The sequence below is a fragment of the Streptomyces sp. NPDC046866 genome, from assembly GCF_040704625.1.
Taxonomy (GTDB): domain Bacteria; phylum Actinomycetota; class Actinomycetes; order Streptomycetales; family Streptomycetaceae; genus Streptomyces.
The window spans coordinates 174,061-187,981 of sequence record NZ_JBEYXN010000001.1; the positions used below are offsets into that span (position 1 = coordinate 174,061).

The 13,921-nt window shown below is 71.0% G+C and carries 11 protein-coding genes and 1 riboswitch; of the genes, 6 read left to right on the top strand and 5 right to left on the bottom strand.

Features of this window, described 5'->3' with window-relative positions:
- On the bottom strand, positions 1-1,503 hold the full coding sequence (locus tag AB0953_RS00820; protein WP_366857192.1) for a cytochrome ubiquinol oxidase subunit I: 1,503 nt from the start codon (positions 1,501-1,503) through the stop codon (positions 1-3).
- Between the two features lie 186 nt (positions 1,504-1,689).
- Here AB0953_RS00820 and AB0953_RS00825 point away from each other — a divergent pair, with 186 nt between their 5' ends.
- Complete coding sequence (locus AB0953_RS00825; protein ID WP_366857193.1) at positions 1,690-2,058, top strand: cyclophilin-like fold protein; 369 nt, start codon at positions 1,690-1,692, stop codon at positions 2,056-2,058.
- A gap of 47 nt (positions 2,059-2,105) precedes the next feature.
- Here AB0953_RS00825 and hisC read toward each other — a convergent pair whose 3' ends face one another.
- On the bottom strand, positions 2,106-3,188 hold the full coding sequence (hisC, locus tag AB0953_RS00830) for a histidinol-phosphate transaminase (RefSeq protein WP_366857194.1): 1,083 nt from the start codon (positions 3,186-3,188) through the stop codon (positions 2,106-2,108).
- A 361-nt stretch (positions 3,189-3,549) separates the two neighbouring features.
- Between hisC and AB0953_RS00835 the strand changes: the two genes are divergently transcribed.
- The 3 genes from AB0953_RS00835 (at position 3,550) to AB0953_RS00845 (ending at position 7,124) form a co-directional block, all read left to right on the top strand.
- Positions 3,550-4,665: a LacI family DNA-binding transcriptional regulator gene (locus AB0953_RS00835; RefSeq protein ID WP_366857195.1), complete on the top strand. Its 1,116-nt coding sequence runs from the start codon at positions 3,550-3,552 to the stop codon at positions 4,663-4,665.
- Positions 4,666-4,896: 231 nt separating this feature from the next.
- A complete protein-coding gene (locus AB0953_RS00840; RefSeq protein WP_366857196.1) occupies positions 4,897-6,114 on the top strand; it encodes a metallophosphoesterase in 1,218 nt (405 codons plus the stop codon).
- Between the two features lie 149 nt (positions 6,115-6,263).
- Positions 6,264-7,124, top strand: coding sequence for a hypothetical protein (locus AB0953_RS00845; protein WP_366857197.1), 861 nt, complete (start codon positions 6,264-6,266; stop codon positions 7,122-7,124).
- Positions 7,125-7,139: 15 nt separating this feature from the next.
- On the opposite strand, the gene AB0953_RS00850 is transcribed toward AB0953_RS00845, so the two are convergent.
- Positions 7,140-7,715, bottom strand: coding sequence for a hypothetical protein (locus AB0953_RS00850; protein ID WP_366857198.1), 576 nt, complete (start codon positions 7,713-7,715; stop codon positions 7,140-7,142).
- Positions 7,716-8,149: 434 nt separating this feature from the next.
- Between AB0953_RS00850 and AB0953_RS00855 the strand changes: the two genes are divergently transcribed.
- Complete coding sequence (locus tag AB0953_RS00855; RefSeq protein ID WP_366857199.1) at positions 8,150-9,283, top strand: glycosyltransferase; 1,134 nt, start codon at positions 8,150-8,152, stop codon at positions 9,281-9,283.
- Here the strand turns inward: AB0953_RS00855 and AB0953_RS00860 are convergent.
- Together AB0953_RS00860 and thiC are read right to left on the bottom strand one after the other, a co-directional pair.
- A complete protein-coding gene (locus tag AB0953_RS00860) occupies positions 9,280-10,329 on the bottom strand; it encodes an aldo/keto reductase (RefSeq protein ID WP_366857658.1) in 1,050 nt (349 codons plus the stop codon). The two genes, AB0953_RS00855 and AB0953_RS00860, sit on opposite strands and share 4 nt — an antisense overlap.
- 159 nt (positions 10,330-10,488) lie before the next feature.
- Complete coding sequence (thiC, locus tag AB0953_RS00865; RefSeq protein ID WP_366857201.1) at positions 10,489-12,276, bottom strand: phosphomethylpyrimidine synthase ThiC; 1,788 nt, start codon at positions 12,274-12,276, stop codon at positions 10,489-10,491.
- Positions 12,271-12,416: riboswitch (TPP riboswitch) on the bottom strand. Its footprint overlaps the gene before it by 6 nt.
- A 72-nt stretch (positions 12,417-12,488) precedes the next feature.
- On the opposite strand from thiC, the gene AB0953_RS00870 reads away from it, so the two are divergent.
- Positions 12,489-13,919: a YibE/F family protein gene (locus AB0953_RS00870; protein ID WP_366857202.1), complete on the top strand. Its 1,431-nt coding sequence runs from the start codon at positions 12,489-12,491 to the stop codon at positions 13,917-13,919.
- The last annotated feature ends 2 nt before the right edge of the window (positions 13,920-13,921 follow it).

Genomic DNA, 13,921 nt, shown 5'->3' on the forward strand with positions numbered 1-13,921 from the left:
TCAGTACGAGAAGGCCATCGGCCGGTCGGAGGTACCGTCTCCGCCGATCCTCGTCGGCGGGTTGAGGTCGTCCTCGGTGAGCTCGGGCGGGCCGGCCTTGACGTACTTGACCAGCAGCTTGACCTCGATCACGGCGAGTACGGCGTACAGGGCGGTGAAGACGAGCATCGAGGTGAGGACCTCGCCCTGGGAGACGCCGGGCGAGACGGCGTCGCTGGTCCGCAGCACTCCGTAGACGACCCACGGCTGGCGGCCCATCTCGGTGAAGATCCAGCCCCAGGAGTTGGCGATCAGCGGGAAGCCGAGCGTCCAGACGGCGGCGAGCCAGTACAGCCGGGTGAGCCGCGGGTTCAGGGCCTTGCGGTAGAGGACCAGGTGGGGCCGCTCGTCCTCGCCGGTCCGCAGCGCGGGCGGCAGCAGGAACCTGCGCCGGGTGAGCCACAGCCCTGCGGCCCCGATGGCGACGGAGGCCATGCCGAAGCCGATCATCCAGCGGAAGCCCCAGTAGGCGACCGGGATGTTGGGACGGTAGTCGCCGGGGCCGAACTTCTCCTGCTCCGCCTTGTTGACGTCGTTGATGCCCGGGACGAAGGAGTCGAAGTCGTCGTTGGCCAGGAAGGACAGCAGGCCCGGGATCTCGACGGCCACCCGGTTGTGGCCCTTGTCGACGTCCCCGTAGGCGAAGACGGAGAACGGGGCGGGCGCCTCGCCGTCCCACAGCGCCTCGGCCGCGGCCATCTTCATCGGCTGCTGCTTGAACATGACCTTGCCGAGGAAGTCGCCGCTGAGCGCGGTGAGCATGCCGGCGATGACGACGGTGACCAGGCCCAGCCGCAGCGAGCTGCGCATCACGGGGACGTGCTTCTTGCGGGCCAGGTGGTAGGCGGCGATGCCGACCATGAACGCGCCGCCGGTGAGGAAGGCCGCGGACAGGGTGTGGAAGGCCTGGGTGACGGCGGTGTTCTGGCTGAGCACCGCCCAGAAGTCGGTCAGTTCGGCCCGGCCCGTGGCCTTGTTGATCCGGTAGCCGACCGGGTGCTGCATCCAGGAGTTGGCCGCGAGGATGAAGTACGCGGACAGGATGGTGCCGATCGAGACCATCCATATGCAGGCCAGGTGGATCTTCTTCGGGAGCTTGTCCCAGCCGAAGATCCACAGGCCGATGAAAGTGGACTCGAAGAAGAACGCGATCAGGGCCTCGAAGGCCAGCGGGGCACCGAAGACGTCGCCGACGAAGCGCGAGTAGTCGGACCAGTTCATGCCGAACTGGAACTCCTGGACGATGCCGGTGACGACGCCCATCGCGATATTGATCAGGAAGAGCTTGCCCCAGAACTTGGTGGCCTTGAGGTACTTCTCCTTCTCGGTCCGCACCCAGGCCGTCTGCAGGCCGGCGGTGAGCGCGGCGAGCGAGATCGTCAGGGGGACGAAGAGGAAGTGGTAGACGGTGGTGATGCCGAACTGCCATCGCGCCAGAGTCTCCGGCGCCAGAGCCAGGTCCACGTCGTCTCTCCTTACGTCGCCGTGGGCGGCACTCCGCATGCCCGAACCGGCGTGAACCGGGAGAAGGCACGCGCGCTTGTGAACGCGTTCACATTCACAAGCATTATGTCGTACCGGCTCCCCGCACTTTCATCCGGGGGGTACAAGCCCTGGCCAAGTAATTCAACATATTGTTGAATTCGGCGCATGAAGATTCGACTCTCCTGGCCCGCCGGCCAGCTCACCGCCACGCTCGACGACACTCCGACCGCCAAGGCCCTCACCGCCGCGCTCCCCATCCACGCCTCCGCGAACACGTGGGGCGAGGAGGTGTACTTCGACACCGGTGTCTCCGTCGCGCTGGAGCCCGACGCCCGCCAGGTCGTCGAGCCCGGCACGGTCGCGTTCTGGACCGAGGGCGACGCCCTCGCGCTGCCGTACGGACCCACGCCCATCTCCCGCGGGGGCGAGAGCCGCCTGGCGAGCCCGTGCAACGTGCTCGGGTCCTTCGACGGCGACCCCCGCCTGCTGGCCACCGTCCGCGACGGCGACCCGGTCCGGGTCGAGCTGGCCTAGCCGGCCCGGAGTCCCCGCGCCGGCGCCACACCCGCGCCGAGCCGGCGCTACATCTCCTTGAGGAACGCCTGCGCCGTGTGCAGGAAGATGTCGTTCGCCTCGGCCTCACCGATCGTGACCCGCAGGCCCTCGCCCGGGAAGGGCCGGACCACCACACCGGCCTTCTCGCAGGCCGCCGCGAACTCGGCGGTCCGCTCGCCGAGCCGCATCCACACGAAGTTCGCCTGCGTCGGCGGGACGACCGTCCAGCCCTGGCCCAGCAGCGCCTCGTAGACCCGGGTGCGCTCCGCGACCAGCGAGCCGACGCGGCCCATCAGCTCGTCCTCGGCGCGCAGCGAGGCGACCGCCGCGTCCTGGGCCAGCTGGCTGACGCCGAAGGGCACTGCCGTCTTGCGCAGCGCCGCAGCCACCGGCTCGTGTGCCACTGCGAAGCCGACGCGCAGGCCGGCCAGGCCGTACGCCTTGGAGAAGGTGCGCAGCACGCAGACGTTCGGGCGGTTGCGGTAGATCTCGATGCCGTCCGGCACCTCGACGTCGCGGACGAACTCGCGGTACGCCTCGTCGAGCACCACCAGGATGTCCGAGGGCACGCGGTCGAGGAACCGCTCCAGCTCGGCGCGGCGCACCGCCGTGCTGGTGGGGTTGTTCGGGTTGCAGACGAAGATCAGGCGGGTCCGCTCGGTGATCGCGTCGTACATCGCGTCGAGGTCGTGCACGTCGCCCTCGGCCAGCGGGACCTGGACGGAGGTCGCACCCGCGATCTGCGTGATGATCGGATAGGCCTCGAAGGACCGCCAGGCGTAGATGACCTCGTCGCCCGGCCCGGCCGTCGACTGGACCAGCTGCTGGGCCACGCCCACCGAGCCCGTGCCGGTGGCGATGTGCTCGACCGGAATGCCGAAACGCTCCGCCAGCTCGTTCACCAGGCCCGTGCAGGCCAGGTCCGGGTAGCGGTTGAACGCGTGGGCGGCCGCGACCGCGCTCTCCAGGACGCCGGGCAGCGGCGGGTACGGGTTCTCGTTCGAGGACAGCTTGTACGCGACCGGCCCGCCGGCGGCGGCCGGCTTCCCCGGCTTGTAGACGGGAATGCCGTCCAGCTCGGCGCGCAGCTTCGGGCTCTTCTCGCTCACCGCAGGTCCTCCTCGACCATCCCGTCCGACGTCGCCGTCGACTCAATACTGCTCACCATATGAGGATTCCGCTCTTCCGAAAATGGCCGCGCCAGGATTGCGGGGGAGCGCACGCATATATGCGTGCGCCGGTGGCCTGCGCCGTGGCGCGCATCCCTCGTACAGGTGAGTTGAGATCGTCCCGAAACCACGCCGGTTTGGCATGCCCTTACCCGCCGACCCGAGACCCGCCCGTCCACTCCTCCCAAATGCCTTTTATTCCAAGGTCATTGGGGGTGGCGAACCATGCAGAATCGTGCCTGTCAACGCGTGCATATGCATCCAGACCACCCGCCCCACCGAGCCCTACTATCGGCTCGCCATGACAGCAGCAGGGAAGCATCAGGTGAGCCGGACCGAGACCACCCGGCGGGCCGCCGGCCGACAGGGCCGGGCCGGCATCAGGGACGTGGCCGCCGCGGCGGGCGTCTCGATCACGACCGTCTCCGACGCGCTCAATGGCAAGGGGCGGCTGCCGGACGCCACCCGCCGCCACGTGCGCGAGGTCGCCGACCGGCTGGGCTACCGCCCTTCCGCCGCCGCCCGCACCCTCCGTACCGGGAAGTCGGGCCTCATCGGCCTGACCGTGACGACGTACGGGGATGAACCTTTCACCTTCACCGAGTTCGCCTACTTCGCGGAGATGGCGAGGGCCGCCACCTCCGCCGCGCTCGCCCGCGGCTACGCCCTCGTCATCCTCCCCGCCACCTCGCGGCACGACGTGTGGTCCAACGTGGCCCTCGACGGCACCGTCGTGATCGACCCCTCCGACCACGATCCCGTCGTCACCGAGCTGGTCCGCCAAGGCCTCCCGGTGGTCTCCGACGGGCGCCCCGCCGGCTCCCTGCCCGTCACCGCCTGGGTCGACAACGACCACGAGGCGGCCGTGCTCAACCTGCTCGACCACCTCGCCGCCGCCGGCGCCCGCCGCATCGGACTGCTGACCGGCACGACCACCGACACGTACACGCGCCTGTCCACCACCGCCTACCTCAACTGGTGCCAGCGCGTCGGCCAGGACCCCGTCTACGAGTCCTACCCCGCCCACGACCCGTGCGCGGGCGCCGTCGCCGCCGACCGCCTGCTCGCCCGCCCCGACCGCCCCGATGCCGTCTACGGGCTCTTCGACCCCAACGGGACCGACCTGCTCGCGGCCGCCCGGCGCTACGGACTGCGCGTCCCGGAGGACCTGCTGCTCGTCTGCTGCAGCGAATCCACCGTGTACGCCAACACCGAGCCGCCGATCACCACGCTGTCCCTCAAGCCGCGCCGCATCGGCACCGCCGTCGTGCAGCTGCTCATCGACGCCATCGAGGGGGTCGACACCGGACGGCCCGTCGAACAGGTCGTCCCGACGGAGCTGATCGTCCGCACGTCCTCGCAGCGCAGGCGCCCCCGGACGACGGTCAGCCCGCCGCGGTCACCGGCCCAGGACTGACCGTCACACCGCCGTACCGGCGGGGTCGACGGCCCCGCCGAGGATTTCAGCAACGCCGATTTCGGGCGAAAGCGGCAGGAACGATCGGTTCCGCACAGGATTCACCACCCCTGGTGCGTCACACAGCGCGAGCCGCATTCCTATGATGGGCGCACGACATCACGGATCCTCCGCCCGGGAGGCCAGGAGGGTCCGCAGGTGTACGGCAGCGCGACGGTGGTGGAGGGGTCGATGACTCAGGGGGCCGGTCAGGGACCCGCGATGCGGACGGAGACGCTGCGGGACTTCCGGGTGCCGGTCACCGAACCCCATCCGTACGGCGCGCCGCCCGCACCGCAGTCCGAGGACGCCCCTGTCTACGGCGAGTACCCCGCGTACTACGGCGAGCCGCCCGCACCGGCGCACGCCCCGGGCCGGGCCCCCGTGCCGCCGCCCCCGCCGGCGCCCGTGCCGCCCATGCCCGCGTCCGCTCCGGCCACCGTGCCCGCCCCGGCCCCGGCGCCGGCCGCGGAGGACGACCTCGGCGGCTACACCCCGACCCACCGCGACCTGCCGGTCATCGGCCGCGGCGGACCGGGCGACACCGTCCAGGTGCAGTACGTCCCCCAGGAGTCCCCGACCGGCCCCGGCCCGCTCTACGTCGTCGGCGACGTCCACGGCTACCTGGACGAGCTCGTCGCCGAGCTCCAGGCCCAGGGCCTCATCGACGCCGACCGGCGCTGGTCCGCAGGCAACGCCCGCATCTGGTTCCTCGGCGACTTCACCGACCGCGGCCCGGACGGCATCGGCGTCATCGACCTCGTCATGCGCCTGTCCGCCGAGGCGGCCGCCGCCGGCGGCTACTGCAAGGCCCTCATGGGCAACCACGAACTGCTGCTCATCGGCGCCAAGCGGTTCGGCGACACCCCCGTCGCCTCGGGCGCCGGCACCGCGACCTTCCAGGCCGCCTGGCTCCTCAACGGCGGTCAGCGCACCGACATGGAGCGCCTGGAGGACGTACACCTGCAGTGGATGTCCCGCCTGGACGCGGCCGTGCTGGAGGACGGGCACCTGCTGCTGCACTCCGACACCACCGCGTACCTCGACTACGGCGACTCCATCGAGGACGTCAACGACACCATCCACGAGCTGCTCAACCGCAACGACGCCGACATCACCTGGGACCTGTTCCGCAAGTTCACCAAGCGCTTCGCCTTCCGCGACGAGGAGACCGGCCCCCAGGCGGTGCGCGAGCTCCTCGACACGTACGGCGGCACCCGGGTCGTACACGGCCACAGCCCCATCCCGTACCTGCTCGGCGAGGTGGGCACCGAGGAGGGCGACAGCGGCCACGGCCCCGAGACGGTCCACGGACCCCACGTGTACGCGGGCGGCCTCGCCATCGCGATGGACGGCGGGGTCACCATGGCCGGCAAGCTGCTCGTCCAGCAACTTCCCCTCGCCGACTGAGGCTTGTCACGTGCGGGGCAATTCACGAAAGCCCCTGTCACGGCGCGGCATGAGCGCTCTACCATCGCTCTATCCGTAGCAGGCTCTCCTCCGTTTGTGCCGGTGCCCGGGTCTACGCGGGCCAACCGGCTCCCACGGAGCATCGGGGGATGCACATGAACAGCGCTCCGCACCTGCTGACCGAAGACCGACCGGAGTTCGATCGGCTCCTCGACGAGGCGCTGCGCACCGCACACGAACGGCCCGAGCTCGCCGCGCTGGGGCTGCGTCTGAACGCCGAACAACTGCGCACCATGGCCGTCGGGGCCATCGCCCTGCTCACCGCCGCCGCAGCGGCCGAGTACGACCACTACGTGAAGGTACGCGGCGAGCGGCGCGAGGAGCTGCGCTCGGCCCCGAGCGGGGCGGCCGGGTACCGGGAGGCCGGTCAGGAGGACGGGGAGGGCGACGGCCCGGGCATCAGCGCCATGGTCGCGGTCCTCGCGCCGGTCCTGGCCGCCACCGCCATGCTGATCTTCCTGCTGCTGGGCTACACGCTGAAGGCGGTCGATCCCGAACCGTCCTTCGCAGACACCATGTTGACGGCGGGCTGGCTCTTCGGAGCGCTCACCGTGGTCACCGTGCTGTTCGCTGCGGTCGGGCTGCTGGTGACGGCCGTCCGCAACCGCGCGACCGAGGTCGTCGCCGGGGACGCGGCCGAAGCAGCACCCGACGGGGTTGCACTGGCGCGCGAGGCCTGGCGGCGTGCGCTCCTGGAGCGGGGCATCCTGCCGTTCTTCCGGGACGCGCTCGCCGATCCCGGGGCCGGGCCGGACCCGGGGCCGGAGCCGGTGGCCGGGCCGGCGCGTTCGGGCCCCTGCACGCCGAAGGCCGGGCGCATCCCCAACCTGGGATACACCCGGCCCGACTTCACCAGTCCCGGTTCCCCCTCGCAGGGGACCCGGCCCGGCTACACGCCGCCGGACTTCACGAGCCCGGACTTCGGCGGCCCGGAGCCCGAGGCTCGGTGAAGGCGGCTGCCGCCGCTACTTCATCTCGTTGGGGCGGACCTTCCGGTCCTCCGCGGACAGGGACCTGTGGGCGAACCGGGCCAGGCCGTTCGCCCCGGCGGTCGGCTGCGGTTCCGCCGGCGTCCACACTTCGTTGCAGGTGAGGGCGTCCGGGGTGCCGGGCACGATCGTGCACGTCGTCTCGAAGATCTCGCCGCCCGTGGTCAGCACCTCGATGTTGACGATGTTGGCCTGGCTGGAGATCGACACCGCGCAGGCGTCCGTCGGGTACGTGTCCCCGGTGTCGGTCAGGTCGTACCAGCGCCACGGCGTCACGGCCGGGGTCAGGTCGCGGATGCCGGCGTAGGTGATGGTGTCGGAGAGCACCGCCTTGACCTCGCGGGATGCGGCGGGCCGGACGGCGTCCACGTCGAAGCACTGGCCGCTGGCACCCGGAGCGCCCGTCGGGCCGGTGGGGCCGGTCGCACCCCTGCCGGTGGGCCCGGTCGGCCCCGTCGGCCCCGTCGGCCCGGTGTGTCCTCTGGGCCCGCGCGGGCCCGTCGGGCCGACCTTGCACTTGTCACCGCCCGCCGTCGGATTCGCATGATCCATGGCCTTCTTCGTCGTGGACGGCCCGCAGTAGTCGCCGTCAGGCGCGACCACGGACCCTCCGGGCTGCGGCGCGACGGCCGAGGCCGGAGCCGCGATGCCGGTCAGCACCAAGGCCAGAGAGGCGAAGGCGCCTCCGGCCAGCCAGCCCGCTCGACGACGGGGCAGAGGCCCCAAGGGGGATCGGGACCTGTCCTCAGAACTCATGTACTACTCCTCGCGCACACCGGATCGAATGTTTCGGCGGAGTCCGCACACAGGGACGCACTCCGCAGCCATCCTGAAGAGCCCTTCCCGCCGCACTCGCCCGGCTCGCCCGCCGGTCAGCGGAACGGACCAGCAAACACGGCCACTTGGCGGTGTCGTACCAGCCTCCCGGGCCTGCCCACGGCGTGCCGCCGGTGCCCCGACCGGCCGTATCCCTAGGGTCGGCGGCCGTGAAGCCGACCATTTGCCTCTGCATGATCGTGAAGAACGAGTCCGCCGTCATCGAGCGCTGCCTGGCCTCGGTACGGGACCTCATCGACACCTGGGTCATCTCCGACACCGGTTCCACGGACGGCACCCAGCAGCTGATCCGCGATGCCCTGGAGGGGATCCCCGGGGAGCTCCACGAGGAGCCGTGGACGGACTTCGGCCACAACCGCAGCCTCAACATCGCCCACGCCCGCGGCAAGGCCGACTACCTGCTGCTGCTCGACGCCGACCACGTCCTGCGCAGCGAGGGGCCGCTGCCCCCGCTCGGGGCCCAGTCGTACATGCTCCGCCACGAGGGGACGACCGAGTACCGCATCAAGCGCCTGGTCCGCGGCGACCTGCCCTGGCGCTACGAGGGCGTCACCCACGAGTACCTCACGTGCGACCTCCCCGGCGAATTCGAACCCGGGCCGGGGGTGCAGGAGAACCTCGACGCGCTCTTCATCGAGGACCACGCCGACGGCGGCTCCCGGCACGACAAATTCGAGCGCGACGCCCGCCTGCTCAGCGCGGAACTCGAGCGGGACCCGTCCAACACGCGGACGGTCTTCTACCTCGCCCAGACGATGCGCGACATGGGCGACACCAAGGAGGCGATCCGGCTCTACGAGCGCCGGGCCGAGATGGGGGGCTGGGCCGAGGAGGTCTACTTCTCCCTGCTCCAGGTCGGCATCCTGAGCGCCGAATCCGGCGACTGGCCGGGTGCCATGGACGCCCTCACGCGTGCCTGGGAGTCACGGCCCGGCCGTCTGGAGGCCTGCTACGAACTGGCCTCCCGGCTGCGGCTGCTGGGACGCCACCACGCCGCGCACGCGATCACCTCGGCGGTCCTGGACCAGCCCGCACCGGACGACCTGCTGTTCATGCACCCGTGGGTCTACCGGTGGGGGCTGCTCTTCGAGCACTCCATCACCGCGTACTGGGTCGGCGACATGGAGGCCTCACTGCACGCCTGCGACCGGCTGCTGGCCCTGCCCGACCTGCCCGAGCCCTACCGGCGCCAGACGGAGACCAACCGCGGCTACGCCCTGGCCCGCGGCGGGTCGTCCATCCCGGTTTCACGTGAAACATCGAAGCGCAGGGCGAAGGCCTAGCCTGCGGCGCGCTCCCCCAGGGGCCGCCGCCGCAGCGCCGCATCGGCCAGCGCCGGCGGGAGCCAGACGCCGTCGGGCCGGTACAGGTTGGTCCCCGGCGGCACGATCGCGTCGATCCGGTCGAGCGCGGCGTCGTCGAGCACCACGGAGGCGCCCTTGAGGAGCGACTCCAGCTGGTCCATGGTCCGCGGGCCGATGATCACGGAGGTGACCGCGGGGTGCGCGACGGGGAAGGCCACGGCCAGCTCCGGCAGGGTGCAGCCGATCCCGTCGGCGAGCTCGACGAGCTGCTCCACGGCCTCCAGCTTGGCGACGTTCCCGGGGATGGCCGGATCGAAGCGCGCCGGTGTCAGCGCGGGCCGGCCCGAGGTCAGGTCGATCGGGCCGCCGAGGCGGTACTTGCCGCTCAGGAAGCCCGAGGCGAGCGGGCTCCAGGTGAGCACGCCCATCCCGTACCGCTGGGCCACGGGCAGGACGTCGGCCTCGATCCCGCGCGCCAGGATCGAGTACGGCGGCTGCTCGGTACGGAACCGAGGCAGCGCCCGCCGCTCGGCGGTGTGGTGCGCCTCGACGATCTCCTCCGCGGGGAAGGTCGAGCAGCCGAAGGCGCGTATCTTGCCGGCCCGCACCAGGTCGCCGAGGACGGACAGGGTCTCCTCGACGTCCGTCGTGTGGTCGGGCCGGTGCACCTGGTAGAGGTCGATCCAGTCGGTGCCCAGACGCCGCAGGCTGTCCTCCACCGCGCGCACGATCCAGCGCCGCGAGTTGCCGCTGCGGTTGCGGCCCTCGCCCATCTGGAAGTGCACCTTGGTGGCGAGCACGACCTCGTCACGCCGCCCCTTGAGGGCCTTGCCGACGATCACCTCGGACTCGCCCGCGGAGTACATGTCCGCCGTGTCGAGGAAGTTGATCCCCCGGTCGAGCGCGGCATGGACGATCCGCACGCAGTCGTCGTGGTCCGGGTTGCCCACCGCCCCGAACATCATGGTCCCCAGGCAGTGCGTACTGACTTCCATGCCGGTCCGGCCCAGGCTGCGGTATGTCATGGTCATGGGCCCGCACTGTAGGAGTTGGAGCGCACTCCAGTGCAAGCCCCTTTCCGCCAGGGCCCGTTCGGGACGGCACGGGACCGGCCCGCGGCCGCGGGCGGGGCTCCGGGGAAGCCCCCTCTACCTCCCCGGAGCGATGCGCCGGCGGCGCCGCGGTCAGTCCGCCAGCGGGAGGTAGACCCGGTTGCCGCTCGCCGCGAACTCGGCGGACTTCTCCGCCATGCCCGCCTCGATCTCCTCGGCCTTCAGGTCACCGCCGTGCTCGCGGCGGATGTCCTGGGAGATCTTCATCGAGCAGAACTTCGGACCGCACATGGAGCAGAAGTGCGCGGTCTTCGCCGGCTCGGCCGGAAGGGTCTCGTCGTGGAACTCCCGAGCCGTGTCGGGGTCGAGGGCCAGGTTGAACTGGTCCTCCCAGCGGAACTCGAACCGCGCGTCCGACAGGGCGTCGTCCCACTCCTGGGCGCCCGGGTGGCCCTTGGCCAGGTCCGCCGCGTGGGCCGCGATCTTGTAGGTGATGACGCCGGTCTTCACGTCGTCGCGGTTGGGCAGGCCCAGGTGCTCCTTGGGCGTCACGTAGCAGAGCATGGCGGTGCCCCACCAGGCGATCATCGCGGCGCCGATGCCGGAGGTGATGTGGTCGTACGCCGGGGCGACGTCCGTGGTGAGCGGGCCCAGCGTGTAGAACGGGGCCTCCTCGCAGATCTCCTGCTGGAGGTCGATGTTCTCCTTGATCTTGTGCATCGGGACGTGGCCCGGGCCCTCGATCATCGTCTGGACGTTGTGCCGCTTGGCGATCGTGTTCAGCTCGCCCAGCGTCTTCAGCTCGGCGAACTGTGCGGCGTCGTTGGCGTCCGCGATCGAGCCGGGGCGCAGGCCGTCGCCCAGCGAGTACGTCACGTCGTACGTCGCGAGGATCTCGCAGAGCTCCTCGAAGTTGGTGTAGAGGAAGTTCTCCTTGTGGTGCGCCAGGCACCAGGCGGCCATGATCGAGCCGCCGCGCGAGACGATGCCCGTCTTGCGGCGGGCGGTCAGCGGAACGTACGGCAGCAGCACGCCGGCGTGGACCGTCATGTAGTCGACGCCCTGCTCGGCCTGTTCGATGACCGTGTCCTTGTAGATCTCCCAGGTCAGCTCCTCGGCCCTGCCGTCGACCTTCTCCAGCGCCTGGTAGAGCGGCACGGTGCCGATGGGCACGGGGGAGTTGCGCAGGACCCATTCGCGGGTGGTGTGGATGTTGCGGCCGGTGGAGAGGTCCATCACCGTGTCGGCGCCCCAGCGGGTGGCCCAGGTCATCTTCTCCACCTCCTCCTCGATGGAGGAGGTGACCGCGGAGTTGCCGATGTTGGCGTTGACCTTCACCAGGAACTTCTTGCCGATGATCATCGGCTCGATCTCCGGGTGGTTCACGTTGGCCGGCAGCACCGCGCGGCCCGCGGCGATCTCCTCGCGGACGACCTCGGGGGAGACGTTCTCGCGGATCGCGACGTACTCCATCTCCGGGGTGATCTCGCCGCGGCGGGCGTACGCGAGCTGCGTGACGGCCTGGCCGTCGCGGCCGCGGCGCGGCAGGCGGGGGCGGCCGGGGAAGACGGCGTCGAGGTTCTTGAGGCCACCGCGCGGCGAGGTGTGCTTGATGCCGTCGTCCTCGGGGCGCACGGGGCGGCCCGCGTACTCCTCGGTGTCGCCGCGGCCAATGATCCAGTTCTCGCGCAGCGGCGGCAGGCCGCGGCGCACGTCGGTCTCGATCTGCGGGTCGGTGTACGGCCCTGACGTGTCGTAGAGCGTCACGTCCTTGCCGTTGGTGAGGTGGACCTGGCGAACCGGCACCCGGATGTCGGGGCGGGAGCCCGCCACATAGCCCTTGTGCCAGCCCGGCTGGCGCTCGGTCTGGCCGTCGGCGTCCTGGCCGACGGCAGGCGTGCGTGCGTCCTGAATGGTCATGAGACCTGATCTCCCTACGCCGGCATTACCCGGTAACAGGTTCGGCGGTCGACGCAGCCTCTTCCCCTACGCGCGCCGTGTGCGCGTACGGTGATCAGCGTCCTCTCAGCCCGGTGCTCCGAGCTCCCGCGTTGTGCAAAGGTGACCCCACGCTAGCGTCATCTGTGGCGTGCTGAACAGTGGGCCCCCTCATCTCTTGCGATGATCGGCCGGTGACGTCCTCCCCGCAGCCCCCGTTCGAGCCCGCCGAGCCCGCTGACCACGGCCCAGCCGATGGCCACGACCACGGGCCCGGGAACGGGCACGGGCACGGCCCGGCGAACGGGCACGGAGCCGGCCATGCGCACGGCCACGGCCACAGCCACGGCCACGGGCCGGCGGCGCCCGTCTCGCTGCACCTGCGCAAGGTCATCGCCGCCGTACTGATCCCCTTCGCCGCCGCGGTCTTCATCGGCATGGCGGTGCTCTGGCCGGGCGGTGCCCCCTCCCACGAGCGCTCCGGCGTGGGGTTCGACCGCCAGACGCAGCAGGCCAAGGTCGTCGCCCTCGAACGTGTCGACTGCAAATCGGTGAACGCCTCTCAGGTACCGCCCACCGGCAGCACCGCCACCCCTGAGGGCCGGGAGGCCGTGGCCTCCCAGACGGGCGAGTGCAAGAAGGCGACGGTCGAGGTCGCAAGCGGCCCCGACAAGGGCCGCACCTTCTTCGAGATCGTCCAGCCGGGCGCGCCGCGGCAGTTGGAGTACGGCCAGGAGGTGGTCGTCGCGTACGCCCCGGACGCGCCGCGGGACCTGCAGTACTCCGTGATCGACGTGAACCGCAAGCTGCCGCTGGCCCTGCTCGCCGGCCTGTTCGCGGTGGCGGTGGTCGTCGTCGGGCGCATGCGGGGCATGTTCGCGCTGATCGCCCTGGCCGTCAGCTTCGTCGTGCTGACCCTGTTCATCCTCCCGGCGATCCTCCAGGGGTCGAACCCTCTGGTCGTCGCGGTGATCGGGGCGAGCGCCATCATGCTGATCGCGCTCTACATGTGCCACGGGCTGACCGCCCGCACCTCCGTCGCGGTCCTCGGCACACTCGTCTCGCTGCTGCTGATCGGGCTGCTGGGCTCGCTGTTCATCGACTGGGCCTTCCTCAGCGGCAACACCGACGACAACACGGGGCTGATCCACGGGCTCTACCCGGGCATCGACATGAGCGGCCTGCTGCTCGCGGGCGTCATCATCGGATCGCTGGGCGTGCTCGACGACGTGACGGTCACCCAGACCTCGGCGGTCTGGGAACTGCACCACGCGGACCCGTCGATGGGACCGCGGGCCCTGTACCGCGCGGCCATCCGCATCGGCCGCGACCACATCGCCTCGGTCGTCAACACGCTGGTGCTGGCCTACGCCGGCGCGGCACTGCCTCTGCTCCTGCTGTTCTCGATCGCGAACAGCAGCGTGGGTTCGGTGGCCAACAGCGAGCTGGTGGCGGAGGAGATCGTCCGCACCCTCGTGGGATCGATCGGACTGGTGGCCTCCGTGCCGGTCACGACGGTGCTGGCGGCGCTGGTGGTGTCCGCCGACCGGCCCGGCGCCCCGGACGGCGCCCCGGCCGCGGCCCGCGCGCGCGGCGGGCGGGGCCGGCGGCGGCGCAAGCGCTGACC

Excerpts from the sequence above, each read along its gene's own strand:
- AB0953_RS00825 (WP_366857193.1), top strand. The coding sequence starts at position 1,690 with ATGAAGATTCGACTCTCCTGGCCCGCCGGCCAGCTCACCGCCACGCTC.
- AB0953_RS00835 (WP_366857195.1), top strand. The coding sequence starts at position 3,550 with ATGACAGCAGCAGGGAAGCATCAGGTGAGCCGGACCGAGACCACCCGG.
- AB0953_RS00840 (WP_366857196.1), top strand. The coding sequence starts at position 4,897 with ATGACTCAGGGGGCCGGTCAGGGACCCGCGATGCGGACGGAGACGCTG.
- AB0953_RS00845 (WP_366857197.1), top strand. The coding sequence starts at position 6,264 with ATGCACATGAACAGCGCTCCGCACCTGCTGACCGAAGACCGACCGGAG.
- AB0953_RS00850 (WP_366857198.1), bottom strand. The coding sequence starts at position 7,715 with ATGGATCATGCGAATCCGACGGCGGGCGGTGACAAGTGCAAGGTCGGC.
- AB0953_RS00860 (WP_366857658.1), bottom strand. The coding sequence starts at position 10,329 with ATGACATACCGCAGCCTGGGCCGGACCGGCATGGAAGTCAGTACGCAC.
- thiC (WP_366857201.1), bottom strand. The coding sequence starts at position 12,276 with ATGACCATTCAGGACGCACGCACGCCTGCCGTCGGCCAGGACGCCGAC.